Here is a 21,144-nt window from a genome sequence, read left to right on the forward strand (position 1 = left end):
ACCAAAATCAATAAGATATGCGCTTTTCACCTTCTCCTCTCGCTCTGGCTTTACTGCCTATAATCGGTCTGGGCACTGCCGCCAAGGCCAGTGATTCTCCCATGGAAGTGCTGGTGGTGCGCGGCAGCGTACAGAGCAGCGTGCTGCAGACCTCGCCTGAAGCCACCGCGCCCAAGGCCGATATCAGTGGTCTGCTCAAGTCACTGCCCGGCGCCAACGTCAACAGTAACGGTCCACTAACCGGCATAGCCCAGTACCGAGGCCTCTTTGGCGATAGAGTCGAAACCCAAGTCGGCGGCATGAGCATGGCCGGCGCCGGTCCCAACGCCATGGATACTCCCTTGAGTTATGCCGTGCCTGTAATCACAGAGCAACTCGAACTGGATCGCGGCATAGCCCCAGTCGCCAGCGGCGTCGATACCTTGGGTGGCAGTATCCGGGTAGTGGAGTCCCAGGCCCGTTTCGATGAAGTCAGCGGCCTGGTCAGCGGCCAATACCAGCATAATGGCGAGCAGAGTCGCATCGGCGTCAAGAGCAACTTCGGCGGTGAGCGTCAGGCACTCATGCTGTATGGCGACTTGTTCAAGGGCAATGATGTGCCCGAGAGCGGCGATAACCACAGATTACTGCCAGGGGTCTACGACAAGCAGGTGTTCGGCGGTGAATACAGATTTAACCTGGCCGACAGCAACGCCGATGATGAGTCGATAGCCTTCTCGTTCCAGCATCTGGAAACCACAGATGCCGCCACCCCGGCGCTGCCGATGGATATCGACTATATCCGCACAGACAGATTCAAACTCAGTGGTGAGCACCTGCTGGCCGATTGGCAAATGCGCTGGCATCTGGGCTACAGCGATGCCCGTCACGGCATGGACAACTTCAGCCTACGGATGAAAATGCCTACCATGGCACCGCGCTACACCATAGCCGACTCCAAAAGTTTCGATGGCCATTGGCAAATGGCGAAAGACAGCTGGGAATTTGGCTTTGATTGGCGCCATGCCGAACACGATACTGTGGTGACAGACCCGAGCAACAGCAAGTTCCGGGTGGATAACTTCAACGGTATCAACGACAGTGTTTATAGCCTCTACGCCCAATGGCAACAGGATTTTGGCCGCTGGAGCTGGCAACTGGGCAGCCGGGTGAAACACTACAGGTTTGATGCCGATGCCGTGAGTCACTCTATGGCGGCCATGAAACCGGCAATCAAGACCCTGATGGACAGATTCAATCAGGCCGATCGCAGCCAAAACGATACCGGGTTGGACTTGGTGATCAACGGTCGCTTCGAAATCGACAATGAGCTGGATGCCATAATCGGCCTGGCACGAAAACAGGCCAGTGCCAGCTATCAACAGCGCTATCTCTGGGTGCCGATGCAGTCCACCGGCGGGCTGGCCGATGGCCGCACCTATGTGGGCCAGATGGACCTGGATCTGGAAACCGCCTGGCAACTGGAGCTGGGGCTGGATTTACACCGCCAGGATTTCAACCTGACCCCTAGGGTGTTTGTCCAAAGGATAGACAACTATATTCAGGGCCTGCCCACGGATGATCCTGCCGTTATCGCCGCCGGCGATGCCAACACCTTGGTGTTCAGCAATACCGACGCCCTGCTCTACGGCATGGATGTCAACGCCCACTGGCAGTTGCATGAACAGTGGAGCCTGGATCTGCAAGCGGCCTATACCTATGGCGAACGCCGCGACGTGGAAGACAAACTCTACCGTATCGCGCCCCCCAACCTGACCCTGGGCCTCAACTGGGATCAAGGCAGCTGGTTTGCCCGCCTGGAGACAGTAGCGGTTGCCGCCCAGGACAAGGTCTCGGCCACTCAGCTGGAGCAGGAAACTGCAGGCTATGGCTTAGTCAATATGGCGGCCGGTTACCGCGGTGACAGCTTTATGCTCAAGCTTGGGGTAGACAACCTGCTGGACAGAGAATATGTCGATCATCTCGCCGGTTATAACCGGGTGATGGGCGGTGATATTGCGGTAGGCGAGCGTTTGCCACAACCCGGTCTCAACGCCTGGGTCATGGGCGAGTACCGTTTTTAAGGGCGCCACGGTTGCCCGCTTAAGGGTTCATCCTCACCGTGCTCCCGCAAGCCGTTGAGATTTCCACTGCAATTGAACCTGCCCCGGCCTTTTCTCGTCTCGGAAGGCCGGGATTTTTTTAAGCAACAGGCTTCTTGGCCAGCTTACGTTGCAGGGTGCGGCGATGCATTCCCAACTGGCGGGCGGTGGCCGAGACATTGCCCTTATTGGCATTGAGTACCTGCTGAATATATTCCCACTCCAAGCGCTTGGGGTGCAGCGGGGTTTCATCAGGCAAGGATGAAGCCGTATGGGGTTTAGGCTCGACTTTGAGTGCTGCCAGCAGTGTCCGGGTGTCGGCCGGCTTGGCCAGGTAGTTGTCTGCCCCCAGTTTCACCGCCTCCACCGCAGTGGCTATGCTGGCAAAGCCGGTGAGCAACACAATACAGGCCTTGGGCAGGCTGGCTCGCAGCGGCACTATCAGGCTAAGGCCGTTGCTTTGCGCCAACTTCATATCCAGCAGCACATGGCTCGGCTGCCAGCTGCGGGCGCTGAGCAGTGCTTGGCTGGCATCTTCGGCATGGCAGCACTCGAAATCATGCCGCTGCATGCGTCGTTTCAGAATGGCCGCCAGCGCCAGGTCATCTTCGACTATCAATAACCGCTTCATGCCGCATCTCCTTTACTGGCAGAAACCGGCAATAAGGGCAGACTGATACGCGCCTCACAGCCCTGTGGGCCGTTGTGCAGTACCAGCTCGCCCCCCAACTTCTCCAGACTGGCGTGACTCAAGAGTACGGCAACCCCCATCCCTGTGCGGCTCGCCACCGGCATCAGTCCAAGCTCACCCAAGAGATGGGCCTCTATGCCGCGGCCATAATCCTTGATGTTAATTTCAAGCCGAGTATCACCGAGGGAGTCGAAGCCAATTTCAACCTTAGGCTCGCCTATATTGTTAAGGCTGGCCTTGGCGGCGTTATCCACCAGCGCCAACAGTGCCGGTAACAGGCTGGCATCTGTGATAATTTCACGTTCAGTCAGGCCTGCAGGCAAGGTGAGGCTGAAATCCACCTCTGGCATCAACAGCATGAGTTGCTGGCGCATATTTTGCCCCAGTGCCGCCAATGTCACGGCCTGGCGGCGACGTTCACGAATCGATTCGGTGGCGCGGCGCAGTTCATTGAGTGTAACTTCACAGCGGGACAGCGCCTGGCCCATTTGCACCTGCGCTTCGGCATCCAAACCCTCTTCCATGGCTTCATCCAGCAGTAATCTCAGGCTCGCCAGTGGCGTTGCCAACTGGTGTGCCATCTGCGCCGAAGCTGTGCCCAACGCCAGCAGCTGTTCCTGCCGCAGCTGATTTTCCCTCAGCCAACCGAGCTCGGTATCCTGGCGTCGCAGACGACGGCTTATCAGGGCGACACTGGTGGTCAACACCAGTGCCGACACCACAAAGTTGAGCCACATCCCCAGGAAGTGTGAACTCATATCCATACCCTGATGACGGATATGGCCTTCCGGCAAGCTTAAGATCATCAGGCTATAGGCCAGAGTCGACAACGCAGCCAGGCTCCAACTGCCCCAGGCGGGCAAGGTGACCGCCGCCAGCGCAATCGGCACCAGCAGCAGCGAAATAAAGGCATTGGTAGCACCACCGGAAAACCACAGCCAGGAGATCCAGAACAGGGTGTCCAGCAACAGGGCGATAAAGATACCGGCACTCTGACGATAAAGAGGATGACGCAACCACAGGGTCAAGGCCAGGTAGGCACTTTCCAGCCCGAACACCCACCACAAGGGTTCAGGTTGCAGCGTCAGGCCAAAGGCGTCACTGCCGAGCAGGGTCAACCCCAATTGCAGCAGCAACCCCAAAACCCGCAGCAACGCCAGTTGATCGGCCGCCGCCAGGCCACCGGTTCGGCCAAATAAGCCAGTCATTCCCATCGGGGTACTTTTCATCCGTTTATCATCCGAAAACCTGCAAAGGCATTGAATCGGCAGGTATACCAAGTTGGCTGTGGTGTCACAAGACTCAGGGATATCAATGTCTGCCGTCGACGCCTCGGCACGGCCGCTTTACATCATTAACAAGGCTTCACATTTTAGGGGCTTTTCAAAGCCAAAGCACTTGTTTACCCTGTGGATTCACCCTTTTTCATTCCTGAGAGGCTGCAGAACCCGCCGATGACCACTTCCTCTTCCTTGCCGCTGATCCTGGCCGGCCCGATATTGCGCCACTGTGACCGGGACCATTTCACCCTCTGGTGGGTCAGCAGCAAACCGTTGAGCCCGCAATTAACGCTTAAGTTGAGTCACAAGTCGGCGCCCTTGCCGCTGAATGAAGAACAAGTGCACCGAGTACAACTAGGTAAACACGCCTGGCAGTATCTGCTGCATCTGGAAGTTCCCGGATTACTGCCCCAAGGGCAAGCCATAGGTTATAGCTTGGAAGATGCCGATGGTCAGTCGCTGTTCGCCGATATCGAAGGTCTGTGTTATCCGGACAAATCCTCCCCCGAGCTGGTGCTGCAGCCCAGGCTGGATCGTTTGCTGCACGGCTCCTGTCGCAACCCGCATCATCACAGCGGCGATGCACTGGTGGCGGCCGATACTCTGCTGGAGCAGAACAATGCCCCTGCCGAGCGCCCGGCGCTACTGATGCTGAGCGGCGATCAGCTCTATGTCGATGACGTGGCCGGCCCCACCCTGGTGGCCATTGCCCAGGTAATCGAGCTGCTGGGACTAAAGCAGGAAAGCTTTAGTGACGCCCCACTCAAAGACTCGGCGCAGATAGATTATGGCCCTGACTCCCTCTACCAAAGGCCAAAACAGCTCTTGCCCCGTACCCAGTATCCGGCCAAGACAGCACTTTGGCGCTGGTATATCAATCACCCCATATTCACCTCTTCGATGGCTGAAAACCATCTGCTGAGCTTCGCCGAAGTCACGGCCCTGTATCTTTTAATCTGGTCACCGGAACTGTGGCAGCAACTGGAACTGCCGCAGCAGTTACCCGGGCTGACCGGCAAACGGGCACAGGAGTGGCAAACCCAGTGGCAACATCTATTGGAATTCAAGGCGGGTCTTGGCAAGGTTAGGCGCCTGCTGGCGCATCTGCCTACTTATATGATCTTCGATGATCATGACATCACCGACGACTGGAACCTCACGGCCCGCTGGGAAGAGGCCGCCTATGGTCACGCCTTCTCCAAGCGCATCATAGGCAATGCCCTGCTGGGTTACACCCTGTTTCAGGCCCTTGGCAATCAACCCAAGAGGTTTACCGACTTTTTCGAAGAGCTGAGCGGCCTTTATCTGGCCGACAGTGAGCGCCAGGATGCCCTGATAGACAAGCTGCTCAAGTGTGAGAACTGGCACTACACCCTGGATACTCAACCCAGAATGGTAGTACTGGATACCCGTACCCGCCGCTGGCGCAGCGAATCCAACCTGGCCAAGCCTTCCGGGTTGATGGACTGGGAGGCGCTGATGGATCTGCAGCAGGCACTGCTGGGGCAGGATAAGGTCATCATAGTGTCGGCGGCACCGATTTTCGGGGTCAAGCTGATTGAGGCGGTGCAGCGCACGGCGACCCTGATCGGGGCTTCGCTGCTGGTGGACGCCGAAAACTGGATGGCGCACCCAGGCGCCGCCAACGCCCTGCTGTCGATCTTCATGCACAGACGTACCCCGCAGGAGTTTGTGATCCTCTCCGGCGATGTGCATTACTCCTTTGCTTATGACATAGGGATCCGCTTTCGCCGTGCCAGTCCCAACATCTACCAGGTCACCGCCAGCGGCATCAAAAATCAGTTCCCGGAAAAGCTGCTGCCTGTATTTGATAAGCTCAACGGCTGGCTCTATGGTCATTTCTCGCCGCTCAATCTGCTGACCAAACGCAAACGCATGTCGATCCGCGGCCGCCGCCCCAATGGAGCCCCCAGCAAGCGCCTGGTCAACCAAAGCGGTATCGGCCTTCTGGAACTGGCAGAAAACGGCGCCCCCAAGCGGATAGCCGTACTGCATGCCGATATGAGCCTGACCGAGTTTCAAGCCCCCAAAGACAGTCGCGACTGAAACCCGGGGAGCTAATTTTATTCTGCCCGGCTTGGTGACAAGCCGGCTCAGGTTATAATACAGGCATTCATCCCGGGCCAGACTCACGATGCAATACCGACATATCGACTCATCCAGACATATAGAACTGCGCGAATTTTATATAGATAACGCGCTTTTGGTGCGTCTGCACTCCGCTCATGGCTGGGTCAGTATCAATGGTGAGCGACTGAACGTGAACCAGGATACTCTGCTGATCATTCCCCGTTTTGCCCACATCTCCTGTCATATAGAAGCGGCGCAGCAACCGCTGACGCTACAAACACTGACGCTGGATGAAGCTTTGCTGGAAGAGTTGGCCGTCGACTATCTGCCGGGCCAATGTCAGACAGATGGTCACTATCGCCGCTACGCCCTGAATACGCCGGATGCCGCCAGGGACAACTTTGAACTGCTGCGACTCACCCATGAACTGGTGAGCCCAACCCCCCAGGCCCCCTGTCTGCTACGCCAATGTCAGTATTTTATCCTCAAGGCGATACTGGCCGCCGGAGTCGATCTGTTCAATACCCTCAGAGTCAAATATGACGAACCCAGGGAAAGAGCGCTGGCACGCCTGATCATGACAGATCCCGGTCATAAATGGACCCTGGAACAAGTCGCCGCCCGTCTGTATACCAGCCCGGCCACGCTCAGGCGTCATCTGCAACAGGAAGGCTACAGTTTCAGTAAGTTATTGCTGGAAGTGCGCATGGGGGTGGCTCTCAACTATTTGACCTTTACCGACTTCCCGGTCAGCCGGGTCAGCAAGCTGTCCGGGTTTCACAGCCCGGCCTATTTCTGCGACAAGTTCAAGCAGCATCAAGGAATGACACCGCTGCAGTTTCGCAGTCATTCCCGCAGCGGCAACGACATTCTGGCGCTGTTTGCCCTCAAGGATAGCGGCTCACCTGGGCACAGACGCCCATCGCTGGTGCTGGCGAAAACTCCGGAAACAACAACTGCGAAATAAAATGAGCAGATAACGAAATGAATTCGCTTGGGCGACTCTTGTCGCCATGCTTGACAACTCCTATGATCTCCGGCGTCCGTCGACCTTTCTCTCTTCGCCCTACCGCTTAGTTTTCTGCGGTGCATCCAGGGCGTGGTCGACGCCGAACTGATCGAAATCGAGTCCAACTTTCAAACAACTAGATGCCTTTTAACAATTCCAGGGCAGGGGTAAGTGTGTCTGTAATTCCTATAACGCATGCCAACTGGCGTGCCCGACTCTATCTGCGCTATGGCCCCAGACGGGGGCAAACCCGGCTGCTGCAAAGGGAACAATTTGGTCCCTTGCTGGTGCAGCGCCCGTTTCAGGCCGAAGCCGGGGTCTGCCACACCTATCTATTACATCCACCGGGCGGTGTAGTCGGCGGCGACCAGCTGCAAATTATTATCGCCGCCGACAACGGTGCCCACAGCCTGGTAACCACTCCGGGCGCCGGTAAGTTTTACCGCAGCGGCGGCCAATATGCGGCTCAGCAACTGCAACTGCAAGTGGCCGATGGCGCCCTGCTGGAATGGCTGCCCCAGGAAACCCTGTTTTTCCCCGGTGCCTGTGCCCGCCTGGAAACCCGCATAGAGCTGGTCACAGGTGCACGCTTCATCGGCTGGGAGATGCTCTGCTTCGGTCGCCCTGTGCTCAAGGAATGCTTCAGCCATGGCGATATTCGCGGCCGCAGCCAAATTTATCTGGATGGCGAGCTGCGCCTGTCCGAAGGCCTGTTGGTGCAGCAGGCCGGCAACCCAGAACAGTTGGCGGGATTGCAAACCTATCCCATGCAGGGCAACTGCTACGTTTTCCCCGCCGATGCGCAGCTGCTGGCGTTGGTACGCCAGGCATTGACGACCTTCGCCGCAGGCACAAACGATTTTGAATACGGTGCCACCCTGGTAGACGGCATTCTTTGTATCCGTTTGCTGGGACACCAAACCGAAGTGCTGATGACGGCCTTGATTGCCGTCTGGCAACAGATCCACCAACACTGGCACGGACGTCTGCCGCAGCCGCCAAGGATTTGGGCGACCTGATAGCGAGACCAGAAGATGGAATTGACCCCAAGAGAAAAAGACAAACTGTTGTTGTTCACCGCCGGGCTGGTGGCTGAACGTCGCCGGGCCCGAGGCCTGAAGCTGAACTACCCGGAAGCGGTAGCCCTGATCTCCTGTGAAATCATGGAGCGGGCCCGCGACGGCAAGACAGTAGCCGAATTGATGAACTACGGCCGCACCATACTCAGTGCCGAGGATGTGATGGAGGGCGTCCCCGAGATGATCAGCGACATTCAGGTGGAATGCACCTTCCCCGACGGCACCAAGTTGGTTTCGATCCACGAACCGATAATCTGATTGGAGGCAGCAGATGATCCCGGGCGAATACCGTCTCAATGAGGCACTGGGCGACATTGAAATCAATACTGGCCTGCCCAAGTTGAAAATTTCGGTGGCTAATCTGGGCGACAGGCCAATTCAGGTCGGCTCGCATTTCCACTTTTACGAGGTCAACCCCCAACTGGCGTTCGAGCGCGAGCAAACCAAGGGGTTAAGGCTGAATATTCCGGCCGGCATGGCGATCCGTTTCGAGCCCGGCCAGCAAAGAACCGTGGAGCTGGTGCCCTTTGGCGGTCGCCGGGCCATCTATGGTTTTCGCGGCGCCATCATGGGCGCACTGGAGGCAAAATGAGCAAGTTATCACGACGGGCCTACGCCGACATGTATGGCCCAACCAAGGGCGACCGAGTACGACTGGCCGACACTGAGCTCTTCCTCGAAGTAGAGCAGGATTACTGCCGTTACGGCGAAGAGGTCAAGTTCGGTGGCGGCAAGGTGATCCGCGATGGCATGGGTCAGAGCCAGGCACTGGCGGCCGACTGTGTCGACTTGGTGATCACCAACGCCCTGATCTTGGATTACTGGGGCATAGTCAAGGCAGACATAGGCATTAAAGACGGCCGCATTCAGGCCATAGGCAAGGCCGGTAACCCGGATGTGCAGGATGGTGTCAACATAGTGGTTGGCCCGGCAACCGAAGTGGTGGCCGGTGAAGGCAAGCTGGTCACCGCCGGCGGGGTGGATACCCATATCCACTTTATCTGCCCACAACAGGCCGAAGAAGGTTTGGTCAGTGGCGTCACCACTTTTATCGGTGGCGGCACAGGACCTGTGGCCGGCAGTAACGCCACCACAGTCACTCCTGGGATCTGGAACATGCACCGGATGCTGGAAGCCGTGGACTCACTGCCAATCAACATAGGCCTGTTCGCCAAGGGCAATGTCAGTAATAAGGAAGCACTGCGGGAACAGATAGCGGCCGGTGCCATGGGCTTCAAGATCCACGAGGACTGGGGGGCTACGCCAGCCGCCATAGATCATTGCCTGCAGGTGGCCGATGAGATGGATGTGCAGGTAGCCATTCACTCGGACACACTCAACGAAGCCGGCTTCTATGAAGAAACCATCAAGGCGATCGACGGCCGGGTCATTCATGTGTTTCACACCGAAGGCGCCGGTGGCGGCCATGCCCCGGATGTGATCAAGTCAGTGGGAGAAGCCAATATTCTACCGGCCTCTACCAATCCCACCATGCCTTACACGGTCAACACAGTGGATGAGCACTTGGATATGCTGATGGTCTGTCATCACCTGGATCCGGCCATTGCCGAAGATGTGGCCTTTGCCGAGTCGCGCATTCGCCGTGAGACCATAGCCGCCGAGGACATACTGCATGATCTCGGAGCCATCTCAGTGATGTCCTCCGACTCCCAGGCCATGGGCCGGGTCGGGGAAGTGATAATGCGTACCTGGCAGTGTGCCCACAAGATGAAGCTGCAGCGCGGGCCTCTGGCGGGAGACACGGAGCACAACGACAACCAGCGCATTAAACGCTATCTGGCCAAGTACACCATCAACCCGGCGATCGCCCATGGCATAGCCCATGAGGTGGGTTCGATAGAGCCGGGCAAATTGGCCGATATCGTGCTCTGGGATCCGGCATTTTTCGGGGTTAAACCCGCACTGGTGCTCAAGTGTGGCCTGACAGCCTATGCCCCTATGGGCGACATTAATGCAGCCATCCCCACCCCGCAACCCGTGCACTATCGCCCCATGTATGCCTGTTTTGGCCAGGCGCTGCACAGCAGCTCCATGCTGTTTCTGTCCAAAGCGGCCATCGCAGCGGATATACCAGGTAAGTTGGGGCTCAAGAGTCGCATAGGTGAAGTGAGGGGCTGTCGCAACATAAGTAAAAAACAGATGCTGCATAACGACTATACCCCGGAGATCCAACTGGATTCCCAAACCTATGAGGTCAAGGCCGATGGTGTGCCGCTGGTGTGTGAACCGGCCACTGAGTTGCCCATGACCCAGCGCTACTTCCTGTTCTGATATTCGGGCCTTGAAACCAAGAGGAGCAAGTTTAGATGATCCATTTCTGTCAACGCCTGGAAGCCGATGAATGCCAACAGACCCCGACACTGCAGCTGTGGCTGTCGATGGATGAACGGGTTCGCAGCCGCCAAAGAGTGACCTTGAGTGACGGCAGCGAAGCCGGGTTGTTTCTGCCACGCGGTACTGTCCTCAAAGAGGGCGATATTCTCAAGGCAGAAACGGGCGAGTTGGCCAAGGTTTTTGCCAAGGCCGAAAGCCTGTCTGTGGTCAGCAGCTCAGACCCACTGCTGCTGGCTCGTGCCTGCTATCACCTGGGGAATCGTCATGTGCCGCTGCAGATAACCCAAGGCCAATGCTGTTACCTGCACGATCATGTTCTGGACGAGATGATTAAGGGACTCGGACTCACGGTCAGCTATCGCCAGGACAAGTTCCAACCCGAGGCGGGGGCCTATGGTGGCAGTGCCCACGGCCATAGTCACGGTAATAGTCACGGTAATAGTCACGCTCATAGTCACGGCAATAGTCATGGGCACTCTCACGAACATACTCACGACCACAGCCATGACCACTAAAATCAGCCCCGGCCGGGTTCCAGCCCATGGGCAGCAGTGCCTTGAGCCTCAGACCAAGGCCCCCGGCGAGCTTGGCCGCTTGCGCCTCTATCAGTTGGTGAGTCCGTCTCTGCCTGTGGGGGGCTTTACCTATTCCCAAGGACTGGAATGGGCCATAGAGCGGGGCTGGGTCAAAGACCCTGTCACCCTGGGACACTGGCTGCGAAACCAACTTAAAGACAGCCTGGCCACCTTGGAGCTGCCCTTGCTGATGCGTCTGTGTCAGGCGCTGGCGCAGGAACACATCTCTGCGGCGAGCGACTATTGCCGCCTACTGCTGGCCAGTCGCGAAACCGCAGAACTAAGGCAGGAGGAGCGCCAGCGCGGTCAGGCCTTTGCCAAACTGCTGCCACAACTGGGGATCCCACTTGCGCCCGAGGAGCGGGAACTGGTGCTGCAAACCCAATTGGCGGCCTTTGCCCTCGCAGCCAAACACTGGCAACTGCCGACATATGAACTGTGCGAAGCCTATTGCTGGAGCTGGCTCGAAAATGCCGTCACTGCCGGCGTCAAGCTGATCCCTCTGGGACAGAGCGCCGGTCAGCAGCTGTTGCTGCAACTGAGCACCGAGATCCCCGAGGCGCTGCAAAAGGCGCAAGACTGGCCCGAGGCCGATATCGGCAGCTATACCCCGGCGCTGGCCATTGCCAGTGCCCGCCATGAAACCCAATACACCCGACTGTTTCGTTCATGAGAGAAAATATGCAAACAACCAAACAACCTTTGCGCATAGGCGTTGGCGGCCCCGTTGGTTCGGGCAAAACAGCACTGCTGGAAGTCCTGTGCAAGGCGATGCGTGACAACTACAACCTGGCCGTGGTCACCAACGATATCTATACCCAGGAAGACGCCAAAATTCTCACCCGCGCCGAGGCCCTGAGCGCCGACCGCATCATAGGCGTGGAAACCGGTGGCTGCCCCCATACGGCAATTCGCGAAGACGCCTCTATGAATCTCGCGGCAGTGGAAGAACTGACGGCGCGCCATCCCGGCCTGGATCTGGTCTTTGTCGAGAGTGGTGGCGACAACCTCAGTGCCACCTTCAGCCCGGAACTGGCAGATCTGACCATCTATGTAATAGATGTGGCCGAGGGCGAGAAGATCCCCCGTAAGGGCGGCCCGGGCATTACCCGCTCCGATCTACTGGTGATCAACAAGATAGATTTAGCACCCTATGTCGGTGCCTCACTGGAAGTGATGGCCGAAGATACCGCCAGAATGCGCCCTAACAAGCCTTGGGTGTTCAGCAACCTCAAGCAGGGGCAAGGGGTGGCTGAAATCATCGACTTTATTGTCACCCAAGGCATGCTGGATCAGCACTGAGCCTGAGCAGTGCCTGCCACCTGGGCAGGCACTGTTTTTGATATCCAGTCCATTAGGTGGCACGCCGACCGGCTTGTGGCATACTCAGGCGAAACCACCTTGGGAGCCTAAGATGCATCTGTGTCACTGCCAACTTGAGCAACATGGCGAGGCGATACGCGCCATCTTCAACCATGCCATTGCCCATACCACAGCCCTTTATGAATACCAGCCAAGGAGCGAGCAGCAGATCCGCGACTGGTTCGGCGCCAAACAGCAAGGCAACTGGCCAACTCTGGGCGCCGAGGATGAGCAGGGGCAACTGTTGGGATTTGCCAGCTTAGGCCCGTTTCGCGGCTATCCAGCCAACCTCTACTCGGTGGAACATTCTGTGTATGTGCACCCGGAGCATAGAGGCAAAGGGGTGGCGCGCTTTCTGATGCAGCATTTGATAACCCAGGCCCGGGAGCGCGGCATGCGCACCATGGTGGGCGCTATAGATGCCGGAAACCAGGCCAGTATTGCCCTGCACCTGAAGTTGGGGTTCAAGCACTCAGGCACCCTGCCCCAGGTGGGCTATAAGTTCGGCCGTTGGCTGGATTTGGCATTTTATCAGCTTATGCTGCCGGGACCTGCCGAGCCCTAACCCTTTCGGGCACGAGTCGATTTTAGTCTTATGCCCCTGAAAAAATTCATCATTCCCGGGCAATCCGCCAGCGGCCATCTACACTTATTCAAGCGTATTTACCAATAAGGGAATCCGATTAGATGACACTGGATTATATCGCGCTGGGGCTGCTGATCTTTGTCGCCCTGGTGATCTTCTACGGGGTGATAGTGATCCACGACATCCCCTACGAACTGGCCAAGAAACGCAACCACCCCCATCAGGACGCTATTCACTACGCAGGCTGGGTGAGCCTGTTTACCCTGCATGTGCTGTGGCCGTTTCTGTGGATCTGGGCCACGCTCTGGCGCGAGGACAGGGGCTGGGGCTTTGACAAAATTCAACAGGAGCAGCAATCACTGCACCATGAAACCGTACTTCTGGCGCAGCAGTTGGAGCTATTGAGTGAAAAAGTCGCCGCCCTGGAAGCCCAAAAGCATGCCGCCACAGAGGCCCTTGCAGCGTCGAGTGCCCAAGTCCAAGCCCCAACCCAAGTCCAAACGTCTTCAGAAGAGCCCCCAGCCGACCCCAAACCCACCAGCGGCATGGGCTTGGATACGGCAGCAGACTCGACCGACATTCCAGGTACAGATAATCAGACCCAAAGCAATAACAAGAATGGGGAGAACAGATAAATGGATCTCTTGCTTATCCTCACTTACACCGCCATCTGTGTCGCCATCTTCAAGATTTTCCGCATTCCACTCAACAAGTGGAGCGTGCCCACCGCCGTCCTCGGCGGAGTAGTGCTGATAGGCACCTTGATTTTGTTGATGAACTACAACCATCCCCATACCGCCATGGGCAGCCAGATGTATGTCACCACCCCGCTGATCCCCTCGGTGCGCGGCAAGGTCATAGAAGTGCCCGTCATCCCCAATAAACTGCTGAAAGAGGGCGAGTTACTGTTCCGGGTCGATCCGACTCCTTATCAGACAGAAGTCACCCGGCTGGAGGCCAGCCTGGAGCAGGCTAAACAGGCGGTATTGGGGCTGGACGCCGCCTATAAGGCCGCCGAGGCCAGTCGCATCAAGGCCGAGGCCGAACGGGACAGAACCCAACTGGAATATGAGCGCTACCGCAGCGGTTTTGAAAAAGGCGCCTTCACCCGTGCCGATGTCGACAACCGTCGTCAGTACTATCTCGGCGCCCAGGCCTCAGTAGAGGCGGCCGAGGCCGAAGCCCGGCGCGCCAAGCTGGCACTGGAAGCCGAGTATCAGGGGCAAAACACCCAAGTGGCCGAAATTGCCGCCATGTTGGAAAAAGCCAGATTCAATCTGGAGGAAACCAGCATGCATGCCCCCTCAGACGGTTATGTAACCCAGTTGACCCTGAGACCGGGAATGATGGTGGTGCCCATGCCCTTCAGGCCTGTGATGACCTTTGTCCATCAGGAGGAGCGCTTCTTTGTCGGCGCCTTTAGGCAAAACTCGCTGCTGCGGCTGAAACCCGGTTTCAAGGCCGAGCTGATCTTCCGCGCTCTGCCGGGCAAAGTGTTTCAAGCCGAAGTGGTCGAAGTGCTGCCGGCCATAGGTGAATCTCAGGTGCAGGCGCAGGGGCAGCTCTATGGCTCGTCACAAATTCGCCTCAACGGCCGACCTCTGGTGAAACTCAAGCCGCTGGATGACCTGAGTCAGTATCATTTGCCACTGGGTACCAATGTGGAGATCGCCATCTATTCCGACAGCTTTGAGCATGTATCAATCATGCGTAAGGTATTGATAAGGATGAAAAGCTGGCAGAACTATCTCTATCTGGATCACTGAGACTCCTTATCTTCGCGCAAGCCTTTGGCAAGAGTAAAAAGCCCCGGAAAAACTCCCGGGGCGTTTTGGTATCCCATCTCAGCCTCAGCCGATGGCGGCCTCGGGAGCCGCCTGGAAACGCCTGGCGTGGTAGAGGCAGAAGAGTGCAAACCAAGCGGCACTCACCAGGAAACCGGCCAGGGTGGAATGCAGCAGCCCCATGGCCAGATAACCGAGCGCTGCCCCGAAGGCGACTGTCAGGGCATAAGGCAACTGGGTCAGTACGTGGTCTATATGGTGACAGCCGGCACCGGTGGCCGACAGAATACTGGTACTGGAGATGGGCGAACTGTGATCGCCAAACACAGCGCCGGCCAGCACAGCCGACAACATGGGCAGCAGGAGTTGGATATCGCTGGCGGCAGCCATATCACCGGCGAGCGGCAACATGATACCGAAAGTGCCCCAACTGGTGCCTGTGGCAAAGGCCATGGCGCAGGAAAGCACAAACACCACCACAGGCAGCAGCCCTGCGGGCAGGTTGCCGTTAGCCAGGCTAGCGAGATATTTGCCGGTTTCCATGTCACGCACCACGGCGCCTATGGTCCAGGCAAACAGCAGTATATTGATAGCCGGCAACATGGCCATGACGCCTCTGGGGGCGGCGCGCAGCCAAGTGGATATCCCAAGGCCGAGACGCAGGGCCAACAAGCCGGACACCGCCAGGCTGCAAAGGGCGCCATAAACCAAAGATGAGCCCACATTGGTATGTTCAAAGGCGCCCAGCACACTGAAGGCCTGACCATTGGCGGCCAATACCTGAGCCCCGGAGTCCAGCATGAAATAGATACTCGCCGCCGTCAGTGTCACTATCGGCAACACCATATCCAGCATGCCGCCGCGGCTGTCGGCCGGGGCTTCCATATCCAGCCCTATGGGCCTGCCCTTGGATTCATCCCAGAGCTTACCTTCGAGCGCCCGCTGCTCATGCTGTCGCATCGGCCCAATATCCAGTTGGAAAGCGATCACCACCACCACCATGATCAGGGTAAATACCGCATAGAGGTTCATGGGGATCATCTGCACAAAAGCGGCGATCGGGCTCTGCTCTGTCACCCCATGGGCCACGAGTATGCCGCCCACCAGGGCGATGATATAGGCTCCCCAGGAAGAAATGGGCATCAATACGCATACGGGCGCCGCAGTCGAGTCCAGCAGATAGGCCAACTTGGCGCGGGAGATCTGGAATCTATCGGTCACAGGGCGGCAAATGGGCCCCACCGACAGGCTGTGGAAAAAGTCGTCAATAAAAAAGGCAAACACCATCAAGCCGGTGAGCGACTTGGCGCCCTTGCGGCTCTGGCAGCGCCTGGCGGCCCATTCGGCGAAGGCCCGGGTCGCACCCGAGGCGGTCATCAAGCTGATAAGCCCACCCAGCAGCAGCATAAACAGCAACATATTCAGGTTATCGCTGTTGGGAGCACCATCGACCCAGAAGATTTTCAGCACACTGTCAAACAGGTAGCGCAGCGATTGCAGCGGTGAAAACTGCTGCAACATCAGGCTGCCGGCGACTATGCCTACCCCAAGGGAGAGCAGTACTCTACGGGTGATGATCGCCAGCGCAACCGCCAGCAGAGGAGGAACTATGGACCAGGGAGAGTCCGCAAAATGCATGATATTCATGATCTCTTTACACCAAGAAAGGTGGAGATCTACCGATAGGATCGAAGAAACTCAGACCAAGGAGGGCAGAAACTTCTCAGCTCCTTCAGGTAGCGCTCCATAGTGGATGACTATGGCAGTCCTGCACCTGTTAGATACAGAACCAGCAGCTAGGTTTGATGGCCTGGCTACTTCGGCGCCGACTCCTTTCCCCGGGCCTCAAAGGCATCACCCTCTTCCCGGTTACTTTTAGGCAGCGCGCCTCTACTCAAAGGTATTCGACTGGCATTCTAACTATCACAGCCCCAATAGCAAGCCGGATTGCGCCTCTGGCGGTAAATATCCCGCTAGGCGGGCATTAAGCCCAGGGGAAGTGACTCATGTCACGGCCTAGCAATACCGGCACCGCTTGTTCACGAGCCACGGTTAAAAACTGCTTCGCTCCATCAGCGAGCCAACGGCTCTCCCCCCGATGCTTACCTCAGTCACGCAGCTTGTAGCTGACCTCGACCCTGTCGGAGAAGGTTACCTGGCCATACTCATAGCTCTGGTTGATAGCACCTTCGGCCATCATGGCGGCCTTGTACATCACAGGACGCACCGGGCCTTGGTCGAAATAACGAATCGACCAGACGCCATCGAGTTTCTCGCCGAATCCGGCCGCCAGTTCACTGGCCTTTTGCTTGGCATCTTCAATGGCCGCCTGCCGCGCCTGCTTGCGCATCTCGGCTTCTTTACTGGACTTAAGGTTGATCTGGTTCACCTTGTTGATCCCGCCTATTAACGCCGAGTCCAGTATGGGATTGAGCTGATCCAACTGTTTCACCAACACTGTCACACTGCGACTGGCGCGATACCCCTTGAGCTCGGGCGCCTTGTCCTTGAGGTAAACATACTCAGGTTGCAGATTCAGATTGGCGGCGGCAATCGACTCCTTGGCGACCCCGGCCTTGAGCAGGCGCTCGATAAAAGCGGCCACAGCCTTGTCGGATGCGGCCTTGGCCGCCTTGGCATCAGATTCGCTTAATGACACTTCAACATGGATTTCGGCCATATCGGGCTCAACCTGTATCTGGCTGACGCCTGTGGTTTCCAGCAGAGGTCTATCCTGAGCCAGTACTGAGTGGCTCATCAGAGTAGCGGGTAACAATGCGCCTATCAGCGCCAGATTCAGCAGAGATTTTTTCATCTTGGTTCTCCAAAAAGTTCGCTTTCGTTGACCATAGAAACGCAGCCGGCTGACAAAAGGGTTAAAAAAATCAAAAAATTTTTCAACGACGTTTTGAAGCGGCAACCGAGATGGCAACATAGAACATAAATTAGCCAGCCCAACTGTACCTTTTCTATGGCTGAGGTATAATCGCCGCCAATTTTACCGGCACCCAAGCGTGCTCCATCAGCTTTAGCATTGCGGAAAACAGCTCTTGAAGAAATCAGTCGACATTTTTGATCCCAAGCAGACCACGACTCTGGACACTCCGGCCAAGACTCTGGCACAGGAAAACAGCCCTGCCGAGGCCCAAACCAGCGGCAATCGCATCGGCTTTGTCAGCCTGGGCTGCCCCAAAAACCTGGTGGATTCCGAGCGGATCCTCACCCAACTGCGCATCGACGGCTATGAGGTTACCAACAGCTATGACAATGCCGACCTGGTAATAGTCAACACCTGTGGCTTTATCGATGCCGCGGTGGAAGAGTCGCTGGATGCCGTGCGTGAAGCGCTGGAAGAAAACGGCAAGGTGATAGTCACCGGCTGCCTGGGCGCCAAGGAAAACCAGATCCGCGAAGTGCATCCGGATGTACTGGAGATCACCGGCCCCCACAGCTATGAAGCCGTGCTGAACCATGTGCACAAATATGTGCCCAAGCCGGAGCACAACCCCTTCACCTCGCTGATCCCGCAAGCCGGCGTTAAGCTGACCCCCAAGCATTATGCCTACCTGAAGATTTCCGAAGGCTGCGACAACCGCTGTACCTTCTGCATCATTCCGGCGTTGAGGGGCGATCTGGACAGCCGCAGTGTCGGCAGCGTGCTGGATGAAGCCAAACGCCTGGTGGAAAGTGGCGTTCAGGAAATTCTGGTCGTCAGCCAGGACACCTCGGCCTACGGCAAAGACAAGGGCGGCCGCACCGATTTCTGGAACGGCATGCCGGTGAAGCAGGATATCACTACCCTGGCCCGCCACCTGGGCAAGATGGGTGTGTGGGTGCGCCTGCACTATGTCTACCCTTACCCTTGGGTCGATGAGCTGATCCCGCTGATGGCCGAAGGACTGATCCTGCCCTATCTGGATCTGCCACTGCAGCACGCCAGCCCTCGCGTGCTCAAGATGATGAAGCGCCCCGGCCGGGTCGACCGCCAGTTGGACGCCATCAAGAAATGGCGTGAGATCTGCCCGGATCTGGTGATCCGCTCAACCTTTATCGTCGGCTTCCCCGGTGAAACCGAAGAAGACTTCGAAATCCTGCTGGACTTCCTGCGTGAAGCAAGGCTGGACCGAGTGGGCTGCTTCAAGTACTCGGAAGTCGATGGCGCCGTGGCCAATACCTTGGCCGAGCTTATCAGTGAAGAGGTCAAGCAGGACCGCTATGAGCGTTTCATGCAGGTGCAGGCCGAGATCAGTGCCGAGCGGCTGGCGCGCCTGGTAGGCCGTGAGCTGGATGTCCTTATCGATGATGTGGACGAGGAAGGCGCCATTGGCCGCTGCTATGCCGATGCGCCTGAAATCGACGGCATGGTATTCTTAAACGGTGAAGTGGAACTAAGCCCAGGGGACATGGTGCGCGCACTGATCACTCATTCTGATGAGCACGATCTGTGGGCCGAACTGGTGCAGATGCCGGAATAAACTCTCCCAACACCTTGGAGAAATCTTTATTGAGGTGTCAGCAGGGTGAAAAGATTAGAGTCATAAAATCAAAAGGGGCAACACCCTGTTGCCCCTTTTGATTGCGTCCTTTACGACTGTATGATCCTTTGCCCTTCTTCGGCTTCTCGCTGCGACAGCGAAACAGTGAACTGGTCACCACCGCCTTGAGGGCATTATCTTTGATCTGTCCACGACCGGATTCATGCTCCAGCTGTGCAGTCTGCTTAATATGTTTGGCCATATCGGCTCCTTATTTCAATTGGATGAGACTTGCCCGGCCATACCGGACAAAAATCGCGCAAATATTATCCTCTTTTATTAAAACAACCAAGTATCGACTCCAGGAAAATATCACGAGTATTTTACCTATGCTATCAACCCGCCTCATCATTCAGCCTGCGTCAGCCCCACCCGAAGGAGTTATTCTGTGATCATAAAGTTCTGTTTGACACTGCTGACGCTCGCTTGTGCGACACAAGTATTTGCCGCAGAAAATTGTGAGTTAACCATGGGGTATCGCACCAATGCCCGGCCACCCTTTATTGCTCAGGCCCCGGATAACAGCGGCCTCTATCTCAGCCTCTATCAAGAGGCAGCAGCCAGAATAGGTTGTAGTCTCAAGGTAGTGCGAGCGCCGAAAAAGCGTATCCTACGGGAAATAGCCAAGGGCAGTATCGACTTTTATCCCGGCTTGGCCTTCTCCAAAGAGCGCCACAACTACGCGCATTTCATCGTCAACGGCCTATCTGAACGCTATATCGGCGTCAGCCGCAACGACTTGAGTGACATCACCTCACTGCAGCAATTGGTGGATAAACAATTGGTGCTGCTGATCTCCCCCGGTAGCTATCAACTGGGTGGTTTACCGAACAAATTAATAGTGCGCAAACCACCGGATATGGGCACAGATTCGGCGATAACCTTTCTCAAACAGCATCAGGGGGATTTCTATATCTACGATGAATCTACCCTGAGATACTGGCTGCAAAATCATCCTCAGCACGGGCTAAAACTACATCCCAACTGTTGCGATAACAGGCGGCAAGGACACCTGGGGTTCTCACGCAATAGCCGTTACTTCAGCGCCGAAGTAAATCCCAATTATGTTGCCGCCAAACCGATATCCATTGGCAACAGCCCTTGGGAACTAAAGTCAGGCAGCATAGCCTACGCACTGCAGCAAGCCTTGTCTGAAATGGCCAACAGCGGTGAAACCAAGCGGCGTTATCAAGACTATATGCAGCAAGTATCACAGCCTGCTGCGGCGCCTTGGTTTCCCTAAGCTGAAACAAGGACTCATAGTTACGCTGGTTCAGCCTGAGTCCAGCATGCCAGGAGTACACTGGCGTTTTGGGCCGCGAAGAGTTAATCAGATGTTTTCCCGTAAGCCGTTAACGCCACAGGCACAGTTGGACTTGGCCATGAACTTGATGGCCGAAGAGGAACAGCACTTGAAAACCGCGCTGGAACTGGTGCTGAACAGTAGTCAACAAGCGATAAACAAGCGCCTGCAGCGGGCCAAAATTGATGCCGAAATCTTCCCGCCGGTTCACCGGGACTATCTCAATGCCATGGCACTGCAACATCTGTTCACTATCTTGCATCAAGGGGATGAACACAGAGCCCACAGTATCTGCAATAACTTAAAAGAGCTCAGCCAATATCTGCCACCCGGCTTTGAGGATAGTAACTCGGGTGAGGAAGCATATCACCCTGCATGATGCCCAATAAGCCCATAACGTTTTGATAAAAATG

General features: G+C 56.6%; 20 protein-coding genes, 1 pseudogene and 1 riboswitch. Of the genes and pseudogenes, 16 read left to right on the forward strand and 5 right to left on the reverse strand.

The window, feature by feature from the left end:
• Positions 1–17 precede the first annotated feature (17 nt).
• Complete coding sequence (locus tag SIL79_RS04675) at positions 18–2,063, forward strand: TonB-dependent receptor (RefSeq protein WP_319619019.1); 2,046 nt, start codon at positions 18–20, stop codon at positions 2,061–2,063.
• A 118-nt stretch (positions 2,064–2,181) separates the two neighbouring features.
• Here SIL79_RS04675 and SIL79_RS04680 read toward each other — a convergent pair whose 3' ends face one another.
• Both SIL79_RS04680 and SIL79_RS04685 read right to left on the reverse strand, forming a co-directional pair.
• The gene (locus SIL79_RS04680; protein WP_233962597.1) at positions 2,182–2,712 is read right to left on the reverse strand and encodes a response regulator transcription factor; all 531 of its coding nucleotides are present in this window, start codon (positions 2,710–2,712) and stop codon (positions 2,182–2,184) included.
• Positions 2,709–4,001, reverse strand: a complete 1,293-nt coding sequence (locus SIL79_RS04685) for an ATP-binding protein (RefSeq protein ID WP_405130413.1) — start codon at positions 3,999–4,001, stop codon at positions 2,709–2,711. The genes SIL79_RS04680 and SIL79_RS04685 overlap by 4 nt, the downstream gene beginning before the upstream one ends.
• Positions 4,002–4,226: 225 nt before the next feature.
• Between SIL79_RS04685 and SIL79_RS04690 the strand changes: the two genes are divergently transcribed.
• The 12 genes and pseudogenes from SIL79_RS04690 (at position 4,227) to SIL79_RS04745 (ending at position 14,875) form a co-directional block, all read left to right on the forward strand.
• Positions 4,227–6,119 (forward strand): alkaline phosphatase D family protein, encoded by a 1,893-nt coding sequence (locus tag SIL79_RS04690; RefSeq protein ID WP_319619020.1) that lies wholly within the window; start codon positions 4,227–4,229, stop codon positions 6,117–6,119.
• Positions 6,120–6,207: 88 nt separating this feature from the next.
• The gene (locus SIL79_RS04695) at positions 6,208–7,110 is read left to right on the forward strand and encodes a helix-turn-helix transcriptional regulator (RefSeq protein WP_251766791.1); all 903 of its coding nucleotides are present in this window, start codon (positions 6,208–6,210) and stop codon (positions 7,108–7,110) included.
• Between the two features lie 215 nt (positions 7,111–7,325).
• Positions 7,326–8,171 (forward strand): urease accessory protein UreD, encoded by an 846-nt coding sequence (locus SIL79_RS04700; RefSeq protein WP_251766790.1) that lies wholly within the window; start codon positions 7,326–7,328, stop codon positions 8,169–8,171.
• 15 nt (positions 8,172–8,186) lie between these two features.
• Positions 8,187–8,489 carry an urease subunit gamma gene (gene ureA / locus SIL79_RS04705; protein WP_039033550.1) on the forward strand — a complete coding sequence of 101 codons (303 nt, stop codon included), beginning with the start codon at positions 8,187–8,189 and terminating at the stop codon, positions 8,487–8,489.
• A gap of 13 nt (positions 8,490–8,502) precedes the next feature.
• Entirely contained in the window at positions 8,503–8,823 is a 321-nt protein-coding gene (locus SIL79_RS04710) for an urease subunit beta (RefSeq protein ID WP_039033551.1), read from the forward strand.
• Positions 8,820–10,523, forward strand: a complete 1,704-nt coding sequence (ureC, locus tag SIL79_RS04715) for an urease subunit alpha (RefSeq protein ID WP_251766789.1) — start codon at positions 8,820–8,822, stop codon at positions 10,521–10,523. Before SIL79_RS04710 ends, ureC begins: the two co-directional genes overlap by 4 nt.
• 35 nt (positions 10,524–10,558) lie before the next feature.
• Entirely contained in the window at positions 10,559–11,101 is a 543-nt protein-coding gene (gene ureE / locus SIL79_RS04720; RefSeq protein ID WP_071476783.1) for an urease accessory protein UreE, read from the forward strand.
• Positions 11,091–11,834, forward strand: a complete 744-nt coding sequence (locus SIL79_RS04725) for an urease accessory protein UreF (protein WP_144361863.1) — start codon at positions 11,091–11,093, stop codon at positions 11,832–11,834. Before ureE ends, SIL79_RS04725 begins: the two co-directional genes overlap by 11 nt.
• Positions 11,835–11,842: 8 nt before the next feature.
• Positions 11,843–12,463: an urease accessory protein UreG gene (ureG, locus tag SIL79_RS04730; protein ID WP_039033554.1), complete on the forward strand. Its 621-nt coding sequence runs from the start codon at positions 11,843–11,845 to the stop codon at positions 12,461–12,463.
• A gap of 112 nt (positions 12,464–12,575) precedes the next feature.
• Complete coding sequence (locus tag SIL79_RS04735) at positions 12,576–13,088, forward strand: GNAT family N-acetyltransferase (RefSeq protein ID WP_319619021.1); 513 nt, start codon at positions 12,576–12,578, stop codon at positions 13,086–13,088.
• A gap of 122 nt (positions 13,089–13,210) precedes the next feature.
• Positions 13,211–13,445: pseudogene (locus SIL79_RS04740) on the forward strand (DUF3302 domain-containing protein); the annotation flags it as partial.
• 299 nt (positions 13,446–13,744) lie between these two features.
• Complete coding sequence (locus tag SIL79_RS04745) at positions 13,745–14,875, forward strand: HlyD family secretion protein (protein WP_319619022.1); 1,131 nt, start codon at positions 13,745–13,747, stop codon at positions 14,873–14,875.
• Positions 14,876–14,959: 84 nt separating this feature from the next.
• On the opposite strand, the gene SIL79_RS04750 is transcribed toward SIL79_RS04745, so the two are convergent.
• Together SIL79_RS04750 and SIL79_RS04755 are read right to left on the reverse strand one after the other, a co-directional pair.
• Positions 14,960–16,540 carry a Na+/H+ antiporter NhaC family protein gene (locus SIL79_RS04750; RefSeq protein ID WP_039033557.1) on the reverse strand — a complete coding sequence of 527 codons (1,581 nt, stop codon included), beginning with the start codon at positions 16,538–16,540 and terminating at the stop codon, positions 14,960–14,962.
• Between the two features lie 82 nt (positions 16,541–16,622).
• A riboswitch (Lysine riboswitch) is annotated at positions 16,623–16,794 on the reverse strand.
• A gap of 206 nt (positions 16,795–17,000) precedes the next feature.
• Positions 17,001–17,708: an oxidative stress defense protein gene (locus SIL79_RS04755; RefSeq protein WP_025010213.1), complete on the reverse strand. Its 708-nt coding sequence runs from the start codon at positions 17,706–17,708 to the stop codon at positions 17,001–17,003.
• 235 nt (positions 17,709–17,943) lie between these two features.
• Here SIL79_RS04755 and rimO point away from each other — a divergent pair, with 235 nt between their 5' ends.
• A complete protein-coding gene (rimO, locus tag SIL79_RS04760) occupies positions 17,944–19,368 on the forward strand; it encodes a 30S ribosomal protein S12 methylthiotransferase RimO (RefSeq protein ID WP_039033558.1) in 1,425 nt (474 codons plus the stop codon).
• A 37-nt stretch (positions 19,369–19,405) separates the two neighbouring features.
• Here the strand turns inward: rimO and SIL79_RS04765 are convergent, their stop codons facing one another.
• Positions 19,406–19,630, reverse strand: a complete 225-nt coding sequence (locus SIL79_RS04765) for a ribosome alternative rescue factor ArfA (protein ID WP_039033559.1) — start codon at positions 19,628–19,630, stop codon at positions 19,406–19,408.
• Between the two features lie 186 nt (positions 19,631–19,816).
• Between SIL79_RS04765 and SIL79_RS04770 the strand changes: the two genes are divergently transcribed.
• On the forward strand, positions 19,817–20,671 hold the full coding sequence (locus tag SIL79_RS04770; RefSeq protein WP_319619024.1) for a substrate-binding periplasmic protein: 855 nt from the start codon (positions 19,817–19,819) through the stop codon (positions 20,669–20,671).
• A gap of 91 nt (positions 20,672–20,762) precedes the next feature.
• Entirely contained in the window at positions 20,763–21,110 is a 348-nt protein-coding gene (locus tag SIL79_RS04775) for a hypothetical protein (protein WP_071476778.1), read from the forward strand.
• Positions 21,111–21,144 lie beyond the last annotated feature (34 nt).

This window comes from Shewanella indica, from assembly GCF_033842865.1.
Lineage (GTDB): Bacteria > Pseudomonadota > Gammaproteobacteria > Enterobacterales > Shewanellaceae > Shewanella > Shewanella indica.

What these genes read in the sequence shown, in the direction of transcription:
- SIL79_RS04695 (WP_251766791.1), top strand. Translation starts at nt 6,208, where the DNA reads ATGCAATACCGACATATCGACTCATCCAGACATATAGAACTGCGCGAA.
- SIL79_RS04710 (WP_039033551.1), top strand. Translation starts at nt 8,503, where the DNA reads ATGATCCCGGGCGAATACCGTCTCAATGAGGCACTGGGCGACATTGAA.
- ureG (WP_039033554.1), top strand. Translation starts at nt 11,843, where the DNA reads ATGCAAACAACCAAACAACCTTTGCGCATAGGCGTTGGCGGCCCCGTT.
- SIL79_RS04680 (WP_233962597.1), bottom strand. Translation starts at nt 2,712, where the DNA reads ATGAAGCGGTTATTGATAGTCGAAGATGACCTGGCGCTGGCGGCCATT.
- SIL79_RS04750 (WP_039033557.1), bottom strand. Translation starts at nt 16,540, where the DNA reads ATGAATATCATGCATTTTGCGGACTCTCCCTGGTCCATAGTTCCTCCT.
- SIL79_RS04755 (WP_025010213.1), bottom strand. Translation starts at nt 17,708, where the DNA reads ATGAAAAAATCTCTGCTGAATCTGGCGCTGATAGGCGCATTGTTACCC.
- SIL79_RS04775 (WP_071476778.1), top strand. Translation starts at nt 20,763, where the DNA reads ATGTTTTCCCGTAAGCCGTTAACGCCACAGGCACAGTTGGACTTGGCC.
- SIL79_RS04675 (WP_319619019.1), top strand. Translation starts at nt 18, where the DNA reads ATGCGCTTTTCACCTTCTCCTCTCGCTCTGGCTTTACTGCCTATAATC.
- SIL79_RS04725 (WP_144361863.1), top strand. Translation starts at nt 11,091, where the DNA reads ATGACCACTAAAATCAGCCCCGGCCGGGTTCCAGCCCATGGGCAGCAG.
- SIL79_RS04745 (WP_319619022.1), top strand. Translation starts at nt 13,745, where the DNA reads ATGGATCTCTTGCTTATCCTCACTTACACCGCCATCTGTGTCGCCATC.
- SIL79_RS04690 (WP_319619020.1), top strand. Translation starts at nt 4,227, where the DNA reads ATGACCACTTCCTCTTCCTTGCCGCTGATCCTGGCCGGCCCGATATTG.
- SIL79_RS04735 (WP_319619021.1), top strand. Translation starts at nt 12,576, where the DNA reads ATGCATCTGTGTCACTGCCAACTTGAGCAACATGGCGAGGCGATACGC.
- ureA (WP_039033550.1), top strand. Translation starts at nt 8,187, where the DNA reads ATGGAATTGACCCCAAGAGAAAAAGACAAACTGTTGTTGTTCACCGCC.
- SIL79_RS04685 (WP_405130413.1), bottom strand. Translation starts at nt 4,001, where the DNA reads ATGAAAAGTACCCCGATGGGAATGACTGGCTTATTTGGCCGAACCGGT.
- SIL79_RS04765 (WP_039033559.1), bottom strand. Translation starts at nt 19,630, where the DNA reads ATGGCCAAACATATTAAGCAGACTGCACAGCTGGAGCATGAATCCGGT.
- ureC (WP_251766789.1), top strand. Translation starts at nt 8,820, where the DNA reads ATGAGCAAGTTATCACGACGGGCCTACGCCGACATGTATGGCCCAACC.
- ureE (WP_071476783.1), top strand. Translation starts at nt 10,559, where the DNA reads ATGATCCATTTCTGTCAACGCCTGGAAGCCGATGAATGCCAACAGACC.